We start from the raw sequence: 14,223 nt of genomic DNA on the forward strand, positions 1-14,223 counted from the left end.
GGCAGCGGCTCAGCGGGTGCGGCGTGTCGCGGTCAGTCCGTGAGCTCACCGATGTCCCCGACGGCGCCCTGCAGGTGAGTCCGGCCGTCGGACAGCTTGTACGTGACACCCGCGATGGCGCACGCGCCGCTCTCCACCTTCTCCGCGATGATGCGCGACCGCTGCATGAGCAGCGCCCCGGTCTCCACCACGTGGCGGCCCTCGAGTTCGTCGACGGTAGTGAGGCCCTCGCGGCGTCCCATGAGGATCGACGGCGCGACACGTTCCACGATGCTGCGGATGAATCCGGGCGGCACGTTGCCGTCGTCGAGAGCGTCGAGCGTCGCCTTGACGGCACCGCAGCTGTCGTGTCCGAGCACGACGATGAGCGGCACGTTCAACACGCCGACGGCGTACTCGATGGACCCGAGCACGGCGTCGTCGATCACGTGACCGGCGGTGCGGACGACGAACATGTCGCCCAGACCCTGGTCGAAGATGATCTCGGCGGCGACGCGGGAGTCTCCGCATCCGAACAGGACGGCCGTGGGGTGCTGGCCGCCGACGAGCTTCGCGCGATCGGCGATGCCCTGGCTGGGATGGAGCGAGGTACCGCTCACGAATCTGTCGTTACCCTGACGCAGGGCTTTCCACGCGGACACGGGGTTGGAATTAGGCATGGGACCATTGTGCACCGGGCGTGTCGCACCGTCGCGACGGGAATGTGACAACCGCGGAAAATCCGTTTCCCCCGTGAACGAAGGGACTTGTGAGGACGAAGTGGCCGTTGACTCCTCCGCGCTGATCAACTGGTACGACGTACAGGCCCGGGATCTGCCGTGGCGCCGCGACGGCGTCACCGCCTGGCACATCCTGATGAGCGAGATCATGCTGCAGCAGACGCCCGTCGTCCGGGTGGCCCCGATCTGGGAGGAATGGGTGCAGCGCTGGCCCGTCCCCTCCCGCATGGCCGCGTCGAGTCAGGCCGACGTACTGCGCGCGTGGGGCAAGCTCGGCTACCCGCGCCGCGCGCTGCGACTCCACGAGTGCGCCGCAGTACTGGCCGCCGAGCACGGCGACGTGGTTCCGAGCGACGTCGACACCCTCCTCGGCCTGCCCGGCATCGGTGCCTACACCGCGCGGGCCGTCGCCTGCTTCGCCTACGGACAGCGCGTCCCCGTCGTCGACACGAACGTCCGGCGGGTGGTCGCCAGGGCCGTGCACGGACGCGCCGAGCCGGGAAATCCCTCGACCACGCGTGACCTCGCCGACGTGTCCGCGCTGCTCCCCCGCACCCGGGCGCGGGCCGCCACGTTCTCCGCGGCCATCATGGAACTGGGGGCCACCGTGTGCACCGCCCGCTCCCCCGAATGCGCTGACTGCCCGCTGCCCAGCTGCGCCTGGGTGGATGCCGGACGTCCCGCGCACACCGGTGAGCGCCGGAAGGTCCAGAAGTTCGCCGGCACCGACCGTCAGGTGCGCGGCAAGCTTATGGCCGTACTCCGTGAAAGCTCCGCCCCGGTCGAACGCGTGCGGCTCGACCAGGTGTGGCCTGGCGATCCGGGCCAACGCGACCGCGCCCTCCACTCCCTGCTGATCGACGGCCTCGTCGAACAGACCGACGACGGACTCTTCGCCCTCGCGGGCGAGGGCAGCTAGCTCACACCGGAACCGCTTCGATGACGGATGACCGGGGACCTTGCGTGATCGAATCCAGCGTGAATCCGTGGTCGGTCAACAGTCGGCGCCATTCGGTGATCGTGCGCTCGCGACCTCCCAGGAGAACCAGCATGTGGAGATCCAGCAGAGCCATGGGGTGGGTTGTCGCCGATTCCGGCAGGACCTGCTCGACAATCATCAATCGTCCACCTGGCGGGATCGCTTGCCGGCAACTGCTGAGGATCTTGCCGGCGGACGCGTCATCCCAGTCGTGGAGAATCTGAGACAGCACGTACACGTCACCATTGCCTGGGACGTCGTCGAAGAAGCTTCCGCCCACGACTGTCGTTCGTTCACCGATGCCCGCCGAACCAAACGTCGACGGCGCTTCCGCGACCACATGAGGCAGATCGAACAAAATTCCGCGTAGATGCGCGTGCCGATCGAGCAACCGGGTGATCAGCGCGCCGGTCCCGCCACCGACGTCGACGACCGTTCCCACGTCAGACCAGTCGTGGTCGAGCAAAGGCAGCAAACGCAACTCGACCAGCCCTGCTTGGCCCCGTGCGAACTCATCGGCTGCCGACGGATTCTCGGACAACCATTCGAAGTACGGCTTTCCGAACGCCGCTGAAAACGATTCCTTCCCCGTCCGGATCGAATGCGCTGCGTGCCCCCACACGAGGTAGGCCTCGTTCGACATCAAGCCGACCAAGTGACGAAGCGAGCCCGGAGCGTCTGCCCGCAGAAGCTCACCGGCCTCCGTCAACGCAAATCGCCCTCCACCGACTTCCGCAAACAAGCCTTCCGCGACGAGGACCCGCAGGAATCGACCGAGTGCGTCGGCGTCGGCGCCCACGCTCGCCGCGAGATCGCCGAGCAAGCACGCACCGTCCGCCAATCGGTCGGGCACACCCAGTTCGCAGACAGCTGAAATAGATTGGGACACGATGTATCCCATGATCTGTTTTCTCACTCGGTGGTTGACATCGCTCATGTTCACGCCACCTCGGACAGCCGCGGGAAGAGTGACATCATCGCAGCATTCTTCAAATACGACGCGCCTGCCGTACCGCCGGTGCCAGGTACCGTTCCGATGACTTTCAGGGTGATGCCCCAGTGGCCGCGCTTCATCGCAACCCACGCACGGTCCAGGCGCCGCATCGCCTCCTCGAGAACGTGTGCATCCGGATGCGTCTTCCGCATCGAGAGATACACGTCCTGCAACGTAGTGTCCCCGACATCGATCTTCCCACTATGCTCGAAGTCACGGGGATCGAGTGGAGCGCAGGCGAACTCGACTTCACGAAACGCGCGCGACTGCACCGCGCTCCGCCCATGGGTGAAGCCGCGAATAATCGAGAAGGCGTCAACCGGCATCGTCGTGAGAACCCGGAAGAGCGCAGGCACCGCTTCGAGGCGGATCGATGCCCGGTCGAGGCGACTCTTTGCCGCTGCGGCCAGACCGTGGCGCAGGTCACGGATCGCCATCGAAATCGCTGTCGCGACTTGCCGATACAGACCTTCGAAGATCTGGATGCAGCGGATGAACATCTGCTCGTCGTGCAGGCGCGTCGTCGGCAACAACGTCAGCCGAACTGCACTTCCGATCTCTTCGGGGACGCCGTTCAGCGCCGGCGCGGCGTGTGAAGCAAACGAACTGTAGTCGGCGCCCGGCTGAGCCAGCGCCGCAAGACCGGCCGCAGCGACGGAAGGATCGAGCGAGAAATCGGGTGCGAGCCTGTCGAGTTGGGTCACGACCCGTGTCACTGCACGCGTCCGGACCACCTGGGGGGCGTGTGCCGACCTCCCGAGTGCTCGCGCCTCCAGCAACGCGAGGTCCATGGCCGCGGCAGCAACGAATGCGTCCACGCGCTGCGCGTCATCGGACCGGACGACCTGGTCGAAATAGTCGAGCCCGACATATGACAGATAGTCGCCATCCTGAGCATCGAACGTCATCGGTAGCCAGGCACCGAGAACATGATGCGCACGGTTGTTGTTATGGAAGTTTTGCAGCATGGCGACCAGGTGGGGCCGGACCCCGTTACGCCCGACCGTCTGATAATGGGCCGCGACAGCCGCATGGGGAAACTCCGCGTGTCCCGCCTCCCATTGTCGGAGCGCATTCTCGATATTGCGTCCAGACAATTCATCGGTCGTCGCTTCAGCAGCCTGAAGGCACGTGCCTCCGACGCCGATCACGCCGGAACGAACAAATTTCTGCTCGGCTTCGAGCAGTGTTTCGGAAATCAATGCGAAACTCGCCTCTCATCCGTACTGCGGTGTTCAGCTATCTTCGACGACGCGCGGCGAATGCGGATAGACACCCTAGGGAGACTTCTCGACACCCTTTCCGCTGGGGGGGTGACGTTTTCAACCCTGGGGTGCCTGTTCCGCCCGTAGGCACGTGCCCAGGATTGGGAGCGATACAGAACTCGAGGCAGGTCGATCCCACAGAAGGAAGAAATCTATGCACATAATCGCCAGAAGCGCACTCGAGACGATCAACGAAGCCGTTGTCGGCGCGAGCGCCCACAACCTGGGTGTCGTCAAGATATTCAGCCAACACCCTCAGTTGGCGCAATTCATTCCTGCTTCCAGCAATTTGGCGATCAGCTGGGTCAGGTTGGAGTGCGGTGAGGTGCTGGCGGTGCACAAGCACCCGGAGCCCAGTCTGATCCTGATCTGCGAGGGTTCCGGACGAACGATGGGCGGTGCGGAGCAGGAGGTCGCTGCCGGAGACATGATCCTCGTCCCCGGCGACTCCTGGCACGGCTTCGAAGGAACCCGGGACGGTTTCTGGGCGCTCTCGATCCAGTTCAACGGCAAGGCACTCTACGAGGACGCCGAGAAGCCCAACGCGGTGTTTGCAGGCGAGGTACCGAATCGGGCGGCTGTGCTCCTGGCGGACAACGAGAAGTACCTGCAGCAATTTGGTACCAGCAGCCTGTTGCAGCTGATCGATGCCCCCTCGTTCGACGACCCCCACGTTCGGGAACGGCTGCTCGACTGCCAGCAGACCTGGTCGGACGTGTTTCAGGACCTGCTGCACCTGCGTGTCGCGATGACTACCGATACGGCGCACAAGCAGGTGGCGCTCGACCATCTGGTCGAGGAACTGGGCCATAACGACAACCTGCGCAACCAACGGGGATCAGCGCACGCGCCGGTCACCGATGAGACGTTCGTATCGACAATGGAGTGGTTCAGGCATCAAATGCTGTACCGGAGCGACATGGTGCGCACTCTGCTGATGCATGTGGTGCTTGAAGGTAGTGGCGAAATCTGGCACCGGGAAGCGGCGCGAGCGTTTCCGGCAATTCCGCACTTCCAAGAACACGGAGAAGACGACGGCCAGCACGTGAGTATGGGGATCGATCTGCTCGATCGCGCAACGCCGGCCGAGATTCGAGAACTCCGCGAAGCACTCGCCGAGGGATGGAAGATGATCACGCAATTGTGCGACAGAATCGCGTCGCTCGCCCTGGCCGACACGGCGGTCCCCACGTACTCCACATGCTGAGCGTCCTCAGGAAAGTCGTCTGGTTCGAGGTTCCCAAACCCCGAACTCGACTCGACCCTGTGCCCAACGCCTCGCACCTTGCCAGATGGCAGCGGTGGTGTGACGCGGCGCAGCGGGACAGCGTGAACGCGCTCCGAGGCGAGCGACTGAGCAGATCCGTCTTCGGCGGACTTCGTCGTGACATCATGCTCGGGCTCGTGGCCATCGCGGTCAATGCAGGATGCGCCTTTGGTGCTGCGATCACGCTGAAATCGCTGATCCAGCACCTCGTCACCGGCGATCCAGCACTCACGACGAACCTCACGCTTGGTATCACCTGCATCGTGCTGACCTACTTGGCGTGGCTTGCATTGAATCACACCTTCATGCAAGCCGACGTGGTAGGCATCGGAGCCCGGACATACATCGAACAAAGGCTGCTGCACAAGAAACGCAGCATTGCCCCTTCCGACCAACCGGCCGACCTGGTCACGCTCCTGGACCGGGAGGCAGCACGCGTCGAAAATGCTTGGTCGGGACTCATTTTCATCATTCTGGCACTCGCAACTATCACCTTTACCTCCGCGTACTTCTTCGTGGCGTTGGGACTGAGCGCTCTGGCGGCACTGTCGGTGATTCTCGTCAGTTCCGCGGTGATCTACTGGAACGCCAAACAATTGAATGCCGCGCACGCTGCACTGTCGGTGACGGCGGCAGATCGCATCGAAGTCGGCCTGTTTTCGCTGAACAATCGCCTGCTCGCGTGGCTCAAGAACTGGAACGACGAACTATTTCGGCGCTATGCCGAGAAGCGAGATGGCGAGGAGCGCGCGCTCCTGAAAGCGGCGCGTCTCATCGCGCGGATCAACCTCATATCGACACTCACTCCGATCGTTGCCATGCTTGCCGCGGTGTTTACCCAGCTGGCCCACGTTGGTTACGTCGATCCAGCAGGCCTGTTGTCCACAATGGCGCTGGTCGGAGGCTTGAAATCCGTCGCCAACAATATCCCCTTCATTGTTCAGAGTCTGTCCCAGGGCATTGTCGGGCACTCCAACGTTGCGAAGTATCTATCCAGTCCGCACTCGCTGGACACCGATGCGACCGCAACGCGCCTACCGGCAACAACGGCGAAGCACATCGCCGTCGTCGGCGCCGCAGGCAGTGGCAAGACATCCGTTCTGAAAATCGGTGCACGCCACAGCAGCCAGGTGAACAGCAAAACGTTCTTCGTACCGGATGAACCGTGGATATTCCCTGGCGGGCTCTACGAGAATTTGTGTCTCTATCGAAGCGAATTTACCGACGACGAGGCCCGTCGAGCCTTGACACTGTCCCGACTTCCCGGAACCTTCTACGGCGATTACCTCTCGAGCAAGTCACGCGACCGGACCGGGGGCTGGAACGTGTCCCGCGGGCAGGGGAAGCGGCTGGAACTGGCACGGGCAATATTGGCCGAACCGAAGTTCGTTTACCTGGATCAGCCCACAGCAGGGCTGGACGACGACCTGGCGAATGGGCTGTTGGCCTCCCTTCTGCGCGGGCCGTGGCACGACACCACGGTCATATATGCAACGGACAAGCCCGATGAAAAAGATGCTGCAGACGAGATATGGGTAATGGCCGGAGGCGAAGTCGTGGAGGTGATGCGAAACCTCACACCACGTGCGGCGAATCCTGCTCGAGAACGCAAAAGGCATCTCGCTCGAGAGGATCGGTCGGTCGCTCGCTGTCCCCAGGGCCTGGACCGAGCGGAATTCTCGACTTCGTCACGCCGCAGTCTGATGAGCCTGGGCGTCGCGAAGGTCGCGGTTGTCGCATGCGTCCTGTTTGCGTGCCGCGACGTTCTGACGATTGTCGGTGACTACACGGCTGCCAGCGGCATTTCGACCACGAATGCGCGGACAGCAGCGACAACCCTCATCGCCGCACTGTCCGCCGGGGCCCTCCTGTCGATTTTCACCTCCCTGTTCATAGTCAAACGCAGCATCGTGGCGGCATCCCGAAAATGTCGGAATTACTTCTCGACCGTCATGAGTCCAAAGCCCTCCAGGCCGGCCTTCGACGAGGTCGATCAGGACTATCAGAGCAAACTGACTTGGGATCAACGACGTATCGACGAACTTCTGCCAGAAGTACTTCTGAATACGCTGGGTGCGGTTACATTGCTGCTCACGACCGCCGCGTTCGTATTGAGCAAGAACATTTTCGTCCTGCTGCCCCTTGTCGGGATGTGCTTCGCCTACTGGCACAGTTCGAAGCGGTCGGGAAGGCGACTGCAGGACTTCAACGATAGAGAGATCGGTACGACGTCGACCGTGTTGGAGCGGGTCGAGGCCATTACCTGGAGCTCAGCGAGATTCGACTTGGCACGCGACAACTCGGCCCTCGTCAATTGGCTGAACAAGAGTTTGATGAATCGCGCCTTCGCTTCGATGGACAATGCGGGCGCACGCCGCTGGTTCAACTACAAGCTCGATTTGATGGGTGTGCTCTTCCTGTCGATCGTCGTCGGTTCAACCGTGCTTGTCCAGGCCGGCGGCGGACCCGGCCTCAGCGGTGTTCTCGCGCTCAGTCTCTCGTACAGCCTCATCGCTGTTTTCGCCCGAGTGGGCCGTTGTCTGGTGGACCTCAGACAGGTTCTCGACAGCGCGGATCGTCTCCTCACGCCTCCGACCGGCCCGGCGCCGCGCTGGACCGGCTCAGCAGTTGAAGACGCAGCGCTCGTATCCTTTTCGGAGGTAACGTACGTCGCGCCGCAGACCGGGGCGGTGCTGCTGGAAGAGCTTTCCGAGTCCTTTGCCAGCCGAGACGTCGTGGTCATCATGGGCCCGAGCGGGGTGGGTAAGTCGACATTTGCGAAGCTGGTTGTGGGCAGTCTGCAGCCGACAACAGGCGTCCTCTCGACATTGGGCCGGACGACGGGATACGTCTCGAATTCCCACGCCGAAGACATCCTCCTCCTGACGTCGAGTCCGATCTTCAAGCCAGGCAGATTGATCGAACACTTCAACAGCCCGTTACCGCTCGAATTGGCTCGCGTCGTCGACTATCTCGACGTGGCAGACGTCGTCGGGCGACTACCGTCCGGATTCGACGAGCCCGTCCCTGCCACGGGTCAGTTGAATCTGAGCAAGACGGAACTGCAGCGGCTGGCGCTCCTCGACCTGTTGATCAATCGCCCGGCGGTCGCAATTCTCGACGAAGCGACTTCCGAGTTGAGTACAACAGCAGAGCTCTCGATATTGCAGGCCGTGATCTCTGCCTTGCCGGACACGCTCTTCTTCATCATCACGCACAATCCCGGGCTGACCGAACTTGCCAACCGAGTCTTCCACTTCAACGGCGAGCGACGCCTCCTCGAGAATTCTGGCCAGTCGCACACGACAGCCGATCGGAACTGGAATGGAAAGGAGGAAGACCATGGAATGGCTGCCCCAACGCGATGCGTTCTGTAACAGTCACAACGTTCCACGGCCACAACTTCCGCTGAGGAACATCGCGCACTGGAACGCGGTACTCCAGGGCAGCGTGAGCAGCAATGACGCCCTGCATCACGAGCGAGCGTACGTCGCACCCGGATACTTCTACATGCCCGTGTGCGACGAGCCCGACGATCGGACATTGGCGGAGTTGTCGAGCCTGGCGTCAACCGCCGACTGGTTGTTGGTCCCTTCCCTTCGCAGATCCGATCGCCGTCGGCGCGCCGACGTCATTGCAGTTCCATTCATGAAGGCGGCATTCTTCCGGTCTTCGCGAAGTGTGGACCTCGCCTTGCGAACCGCGGTAGGACCCAGCCAATACAAATCAATCGTCAGGCTCACGAGGAAGGCCGAAGCGGCGTGCACAACCGAGATACACCGTCTCTCGGACGTGGCAGAAGACAATCGGGTCCTGCGCGATTTCGCCTGCCTTCAGGCCTTGAATGTGGCCAAGTACGGACACGCCAAGAACCTCTATACGAGCGATGTGCTGCGTATGCTGGCACGCTCGTCCGAAGGTGAGAAATATTTCGTGAAGCTGGACTACGACAAGTATTCGAATACTCCGTTGGCCGGATCACTGAGCTACGCCGACGATCACCGTGGCGTGTTTACGAAACTCGTTCGGGGACTGGACCACGACCGAATTCCGCGTGGGTTGAATCTGTATATCGCCGACTACTACCAAATGTATCATTTCGCGGATCGGCTGGGTTTCGCGGACGTCTGCCTCGGCCGAGGCGCCATCGACGCGAAGGTCCGGGTGGGCGCAATTCACATTGTCAACCTGGACAACTGGCTGATTCCGGTCAACACACAGCGTACACAGGCGATGCAGGACTACGCGAGATCGCGACATGGAGACTGAGATGATCAGCGAAATAGCCTGGGCAGATGGAAGATGCGTGCGATTCGACGAGGTGATCCTGTCACCTGCCACCCATGGGTTGTCGTATGCCACGTCGGTGTTCGACGGTATCCGCACGTACGGCGGCAGCATCTTCAAATGCGACGACCACATAGCGAGGTTGCGGCGGTCCGCCGAGTTGTTCGGGCACACCGTGCACTATTCGAATGCGGACTTGGCCGACGCTTGCCACGAATTGGTGAGGGCCAACGATCTGGCCGATGCGTACATCAAGTGCTTGGTCTTCTATGACGACACCGATGTGAGTTTCAAGGCGCAGGGCTCTTCCAGCAAGGTGGTCCTGTTTGCCCTGCCCTTTCCTTCGAATTCGGCCGCGGAGCAATATCGGCTGTCGACGGCAACGTGGCGGCGTGCACCCGCCTCCTGTCACCCGTATCAGGCGAAGACGTCGTCTACCTACGCGTTGAGCTACTTGAGCCACCGCGGGCGGGCCGACGGCTACGATGACGTGCTCTTCCTCTCGACAGCCGACGCTGTGTGCGAGTCGAGCGGCTCGAACGTGTTCTTCGTCAAGGGGAACGCATTGTTCACGCCGACTGCCGAATTGGCCCTCGACGGGATTACCCGAAGGGTGATAATCGATGAGCTGTGTCCGCGACTGAAGCTCTCGGTAACGGAACGCGACATCGCCTACGGCGAGATCGGATCGTTCGACGCCGCATTTCTGTGCGGGACTGCGATCGAAATCATGGAGGTTTCCGGCATCGACGAGATCCGGTATGCGAAGTCCGCAGTGGTCGATGCGATTGCAACCGAGTATCGACACTTGACCAACGGCCGGTCCGCGATCCGATGACAAACAAGCAAGGTGGGTAAACCTTCCCCCCAGGGTTCCTAGCTTCACGGCCGTCGGACCGGGATAGTACTGGAAGGTGAAAGTCCATTTCGCCGAACGATATTCCATCCAGCGGGGTCTTCTGAATGAAACTGCTCATTCTCCATCGCGTTCCGTATTCCTTCATCGAATACCATCGTGTAATCGATCATGGAATTCACGATGTCGTCTACGTGGGCTCGAGCGCGCAACTTGCGACCGTGCCGCCCGACCTTCCTTGCACGAGGGTTGAACGCCCGGGTCGAGCAGGTCTGGCCGAGGAAGTTCGCACCCTGTTCTCCCCCGACGATGCCTTCGACCGAGTCATCAGCGTCTCCCAATACGAGATGATGGAGGCAGCGCAGATAAGACGGAGCCTCGGAATAGAAGGAGTATCACCGGAGCAGGTCCACATCGTGAACGACAAGATAGCGATGAAAGCCGCAGTCGCAGGATGCGGACTTCGCGTGCCCAGATTTGTTCGCTGCGATGAGGCGCTCACCGCTTCGTCCGCCGATGTCACTCCGTGGGCTGGGAAGACGGTGCTCAAACCACTCGATGGAACCGCCAGCAAGGATGTTGTCGTCTTCGCCACCTACGCTGACGCCGGCAGTGCGATCCTCAACCACCCTACGGGTCTGGAGGACTGGGATCCGGAACGCTTCCAGCTCGAAGAATATGTGGAGGGGCCGATCTTCCACTTCGATGGCGTGATGCTTGCCGGTGCGCCGGTGGCGATCATCGCCAGCAGATATCTGGGCACTTGCCTCGAGTTTGCCCAGGGAGTTCCGCAGGGATCGATTCAAGTCGACGACGACGGTGGGCGTTGCAAGGTAGCGGTCGAGTACCTTCGGGCCGTGGGTATCGACAATGGCCCATTCCATCTCGAAATGATCGAGGCCGCAGATGGAATGGTTTTCCTGGAGGTCGGCGCCCGCCCTGGCGGCGGACATATCAAGGAGACATTCCGGCTTGCCACAGGCATCGACTTGGTCGCGGCCGGTTTGGCCTGCAACCTCGATTGGTCACCTCTCGAAATCAATCCACTGAAACGGTGGTTCGAAAGTACGGCGAGCAGTACGGTCTACGGGGATTTCATGTTCCCGGGTCACCTGCTTCCGTCGCGGTACTGCGCGATATCGGGTGGAGAACGGTTTCAGGCCCACCCAGACGTTGTTCGATGGAAGGAGCTGGATGCGGGCGCTTCTCTTCCGGAGACCGTGAGCTATTTCGATTTCGAATTGCCCGTCAGCGGTATCGTCGCCGGCCGGTCGAGCTCTGAAGTGACCTCACTCATTCGCGAAATCCTGACGACCGTGCAAGTCGTACCGATTGAGCAACCCACGCAATGCCCCACACCTGGCTGACCGGACAGAACGTAAATCTGCTCGGTAAATACGTGGGTTGTCGGTCATTGGGGTGCGCAAGGTCGCCGCCGGAAGGCCGGTTGCCTTCTCTGCGTATCGGTTGGTGTTGACGGTTAAGCTGCCGACCTGCTCGGCCCCGGCGGGGGCGGGCGCAGTGGCGGCGGGTCCGGCTGACCGCCGCCATCCCCGCACACCTGCACGGCCGGGCGATCACCGACTGGCATCTGCCGACCCTCGTCCTCGACCGCCGGGGTCTGTTGTTGCGGTGCGCCGCGACCGAACTCGTCCCCGCCGCCGATCTGATGGCCAGCACGGTCGCGGTCGGGGTCGACTGGTCCCCGTCCACACTCGGCGCCGCCGCCATCACCGCTGACGGCCCGGCCGGGTTGTCGTCGGATTACCGGGGCTGGACGTACGACGACCGCGGCCTCGGAATCACACTGGCCCGCCTACAGACCGAAGGCCAGATGCTGCACCGCAAGGCGGCCCGGTTGACGCGGCTGGCCGTCGCCGAACCCGAGGTCCGCGCCCAACTCGAGGGGAAGATCGCCGTCCTCAACGTGCATCGGACTGCGGTGGGCGTCAAACGGGGCAAGATCAACCGGGAACTGGGATTCCACTTCGCCCGCCAGGTCACCGACTACGCCGCCACCGCGGGTGCGCAGGTGATCGCGGTCGAGGACCTCACCACCCTCGAGACCCGCGGACACGGACGAGTCAACAACAACCGGGCCCGCGCAGTCCGCCCGCCGTAATGCGACCGCCGCCCTCACGCACACCGCCGCGGGTGTGGGTGTCGCGGTGGTCACGGTGCCCGCCCGCGGATCCTCGGCACAGTGTCCGGGGTGCGACGAACCGCTCACCCGCCCCGGCGGCTGTCACACCGCATGGTGTCCCCGCTGCCTGGTCGGCGGCAACCGCGACCAGATTGCCGGGGTGAACCTGGCCACACGCGCGCTGCTCGGTAAGAACAAAGTGACCCGGCGGCGGGGGCAGCTGCCCGCGGTCCGGGTCGCCGAGCACGCGCCGGTCCGAAAGTTCCGGGACAAGACCAGTCCGACACCGCGTCGGCCGCGGCATCGCCGGGTTCGCCGCAGCCTCCGCACCGTCACACCGCGGGCGGGGGTGACTCCGAAACAGCATGTTCCTGCACCCGAAGCGTCGGTGTGGGACACGGTCCAACCCACACCACCACACGGTGATGCGGGTAGCCGTGACACACGTACATCTCAACCATCAGCCACACCAGTGGCAGATAGTACGAGATCTACGTAGACGCTCGTCTCCACCCGAATCCGAGCCTGCGCCTCAGCCAACCGGCGCTCGGCGTCCACGAGATCAGTGCCGACCGCGACTATGACACCTTGACGATCCGCAGAGGACCGGAGCGGACCGAGGTGTTGCCCTGGTTCGAGAGAACACTGCAACCGGATGACCCCCTCGGCCTGACGCGCGGCTTCGATGCCCTGCACGCGTTCGATCACCACATTCTCGTAACCAAAGAATGCGACGCAGCCTGCACCGCGCCCGGGTGCTCGCGATTGCGGCGGCAGCCCGGCAAGATGACAGATCGACTCCCGGACCAGATCGCGACCCATCGCACGGTGCACCAGCTCCCAAATGAAATCGCCTCCAGGACGGGTATTGCCCTCGATGATCCGTGGCCCGGCCGAACCGATACGCACTTCGGTATGGGCCGGCCCAAAGGAATGACCGATCGAACTGAGGAAATCGGTGACGAGACCGCGGAGCTCGGCAAGGGCCGATGCCGCGAGCACGGCCGGCATCAGATGACCGGTTTCGATATACCGTGGCGGGCCGGTGGTGGTTTTTGCGGTCACCGCGATGATGTCGTGCCGGCCATCCGTGGTGAAGGATTCGACGCTGTATTCGGGGCCGTCGATGAACTCTTCGACGAGGGTCGGCCCGGGGTACTCGCCGCGAGAGCAGGCGAATGCGGATTCGACCTGGTCAAGGCTGGAGACGCGAAGAACACCGGAGCTGCCGGCGCCTTCAGCCGGCTTGACGATGATCGGGCCGCCCACTGACTGAAGAAAGCTCCGTACCTCGGAGGCCGAATCGCAGCTTCGGGTCAGCACAGCTCCGAGATCACGGCCGGCCAGGTGCTCGCGCATGGCGATCTTGTCGCGGGTCAACCGGACGGCTTTCCGCGCATTGCCCTTGATGCCCAATGCCTCTTTGATCACGGCGGCCGGCATGAGGCCATGCTCGGTGAATGACACGACGGCATCGACGGGTTTAACCTCGTGCAGCTCCTGCGCCATGCTGAGCGCCTCTGCCTGGTTGCGGTAGTCGAATACGCACAGCCGGTGGGCGCGTCTGGCCTGCCGCGCGGTGACCGATTCGGAATTCTGAAACACAGACAGCTCGACCGGTAGATCTTCGATCATTCGGAAAGTCTCGTCATGTCCGCCGACGATCAAAATGTGAGCCATGCCGACCCACCTCCTCGAGGTCCGCTGATTCCC

10 protein-coding genes and 1 pseudogene are annotated in these 14,223 nt (G+C 62.5%); 7 read left to right on the forward strand and 4 right to left on the reverse strand.

What is annotated here, in order from left to right; translation table 11 throughout:
* Nucleotides 1–32: 32 nt before the first annotated feature.
* A complete protein-coding gene (locus tag HGB39_RS29140) occupies nucleotides 33–659 on the reverse strand; it encodes a carbonic anhydrase (protein ID WP_005262194.1) in 627 nt (208 codons plus the stop codon).
* Nucleotides 660–759: 100 nt separating this feature from the next.
* Here HGB39_RS29140 and HGB39_RS29145 point away from each other — a divergent pair, with 100 nt between their 5' ends.
* On the forward strand, nucleotides 760–1,638 hold the full coding sequence (locus tag HGB39_RS29145; protein ID WP_005572517.1) for an HhH-GPD family protein: 879 nt from the start codon (nucleotides 760–762) through the stop codon (nucleotides 1,636–1,638).
* Between the two features lies 1 nt (nucleotide 1,639).
* Here HGB39_RS29145 and HGB39_RS29150 read toward each other — a convergent pair whose 3' ends face one another.
* Together HGB39_RS29150 and HGB39_RS29155 are read right to left on the reverse strand one after the other, a co-directional pair.
* Nucleotides 1,640–2,635 (reverse strand): methyltransferase, encoded by a 996-nt coding sequence (locus tag HGB39_RS29150; RefSeq protein ID WP_037206059.1) that lies wholly within the window; start codon nucleotides 2,633–2,635, stop codon nucleotides 1,640–1,642.
* Nucleotides 2,636–2,637: 2 nt separating this feature from the next.
* Nucleotides 2,638–3,894, reverse strand: a complete 1,257-nt coding sequence (locus tag HGB39_RS29155; RefSeq protein WP_043793246.1) for a tryptophan 2,3-dioxygenase — start codon at nucleotides 3,892–3,894, stop codon at nucleotides 2,638–2,640.
* A gap of 217 nt (nucleotides 3,895–4,111) precedes the next feature.
* Between HGB39_RS29155 and HGB39_RS29160 the strand changes: the two genes are divergently transcribed.
* From HGB39_RS29160 to HGB39_RS29185, 6 genes and pseudogenes are all read left to right on the forward strand, one after another.
* The gene (locus HGB39_RS29160) at nucleotides 4,112–5,164 is read left to right on the forward strand and encodes a cupin domain-containing protein (protein ID WP_005572524.1); all 1,053 of its coding nucleotides are present in this window, start codon (nucleotides 4,112–4,114) and stop codon (nucleotides 5,162–5,164) included.
* A complete protein-coding gene (locus HGB39_RS29165; RefSeq protein WP_005572526.1) occupies nucleotides 5,158–8,601 on the forward strand; it encodes an ATP-binding cassette domain-containing protein in 3,444 nt (1,147 codons plus the stop codon). The genes HGB39_RS29160 and HGB39_RS29165 overlap by 7 nt, the downstream gene beginning before the upstream one ends.
* Nucleotides 8,567–9,493 carry a hypothetical protein gene (locus tag HGB39_RS29170; protein WP_005572528.1) on the forward strand — a complete coding sequence of 309 codons (927 nt, stop codon included), beginning with the start codon at nucleotides 8,567–8,569 and terminating at the stop codon, nucleotides 9,491–9,493. The genes HGB39_RS29165 and HGB39_RS29170 overlap by 35 nt, the downstream gene beginning before the upstream one ends.
* Before the next feature lie 37 nt (nucleotides 9,494–9,530).
* Nucleotides 9,531–10,349, forward strand: a complete 819-nt coding sequence (locus HGB39_RS29175) for an aminotransferase class IV (protein WP_005262186.1) — start codon at nucleotides 9,531–9,533, stop codon at nucleotides 10,347–10,349.
* A gap of 125 nt (nucleotides 10,350–10,474) precedes the next feature.
* The gene (locus HGB39_RS29180) at nucleotides 10,475–11,734 is read left to right on the forward strand and encodes an ATP-grasp domain-containing protein (protein ID WP_005572530.1); all 1,260 of its coding nucleotides are present in this window, start codon (nucleotides 10,475–10,477) and stop codon (nucleotides 11,732–11,734) included.
* Between the two features lie 97 nt (nucleotides 11,735–11,831).
* Nucleotides 11,832–13,009 (forward strand): annotated as a pseudogene (locus HGB39_RS29185) (zinc ribbon domain-containing protein); the annotation flags it as partial.
* On the opposite strand, the gene HGB39_RS29190 reads toward HGB39_RS29185, so the two are convergent.
* Nucleotides 12,964–14,190 carry an ATP-grasp domain-containing protein gene (locus HGB39_RS29190; RefSeq protein ID WP_005573483.1) on the reverse strand — a complete coding sequence of 409 codons (1,227 nt, stop codon included), beginning with the start codon at nucleotides 14,188–14,190 and terminating at the stop codon, nucleotides 12,964–12,966. The pseudogene HGB39_RS29185 and the gene HGB39_RS29190 overlap by 46 nt on opposite strands.
* Nucleotides 14,191–14,223: the final 33 nt, after the last annotated feature.

Origin of the sequence: Rhodococcus opacus, assembly GCF_012396235.1 — a bacterium.
GTDB lineage: Bacteria > Actinomycetota > Actinomycetes > Mycobacteriales > Mycobacteriaceae > Rhodococcus_F > Rhodococcus_F opacus.

Bases quoted from the DNA above. Each gene is read 5' to 3' on its own strand.
- HGB39_RS29150 (WP_037206059.1), bottom strand. From the start codon at position 2,635: ATGAGCGATGTCAACCACCGAGTGAGAAAACAGATCATGGGATACATC.
- HGB39_RS29180 (WP_005572530.1), top strand. From the start codon at position 10,475: ATGAAACTGCTCATTCTCCATCGCGTTCCGTATTCCTTCATCGAATAC.
- HGB39_RS29190 (WP_005573483.1), bottom strand. From the start codon at position 14,190: ATGGCTCACATTTTGATCGTCGGCGGACATGACGAGACTTTCCGAATG.
- HGB39_RS29165 (WP_005572526.1), top strand. From the start codon at position 5,158: ATGCTGAGCGTCCTCAGGAAAGTCGTCTGGTTCGAGGTTCCCAAACCC.
- HGB39_RS29140 (WP_005262194.1), bottom strand. From the start codon at position 659: ATGCCTAATTCCAACCCCGTGTCCGCGTGGAAAGCCCTGCGTCAGGGT.
- HGB39_RS29170 (WP_005572528.1), top strand. From the start codon at position 8,567: ATGGAATGGCTGCCCCAACGCGATGCGTTCTGTAACAGTCACAACGTT.
- HGB39_RS29160 (WP_005572524.1), top strand. From the start codon at position 4,112: ATGCACATAATCGCCAGAAGCGCACTCGAGACGATCAACGAAGCCGTT.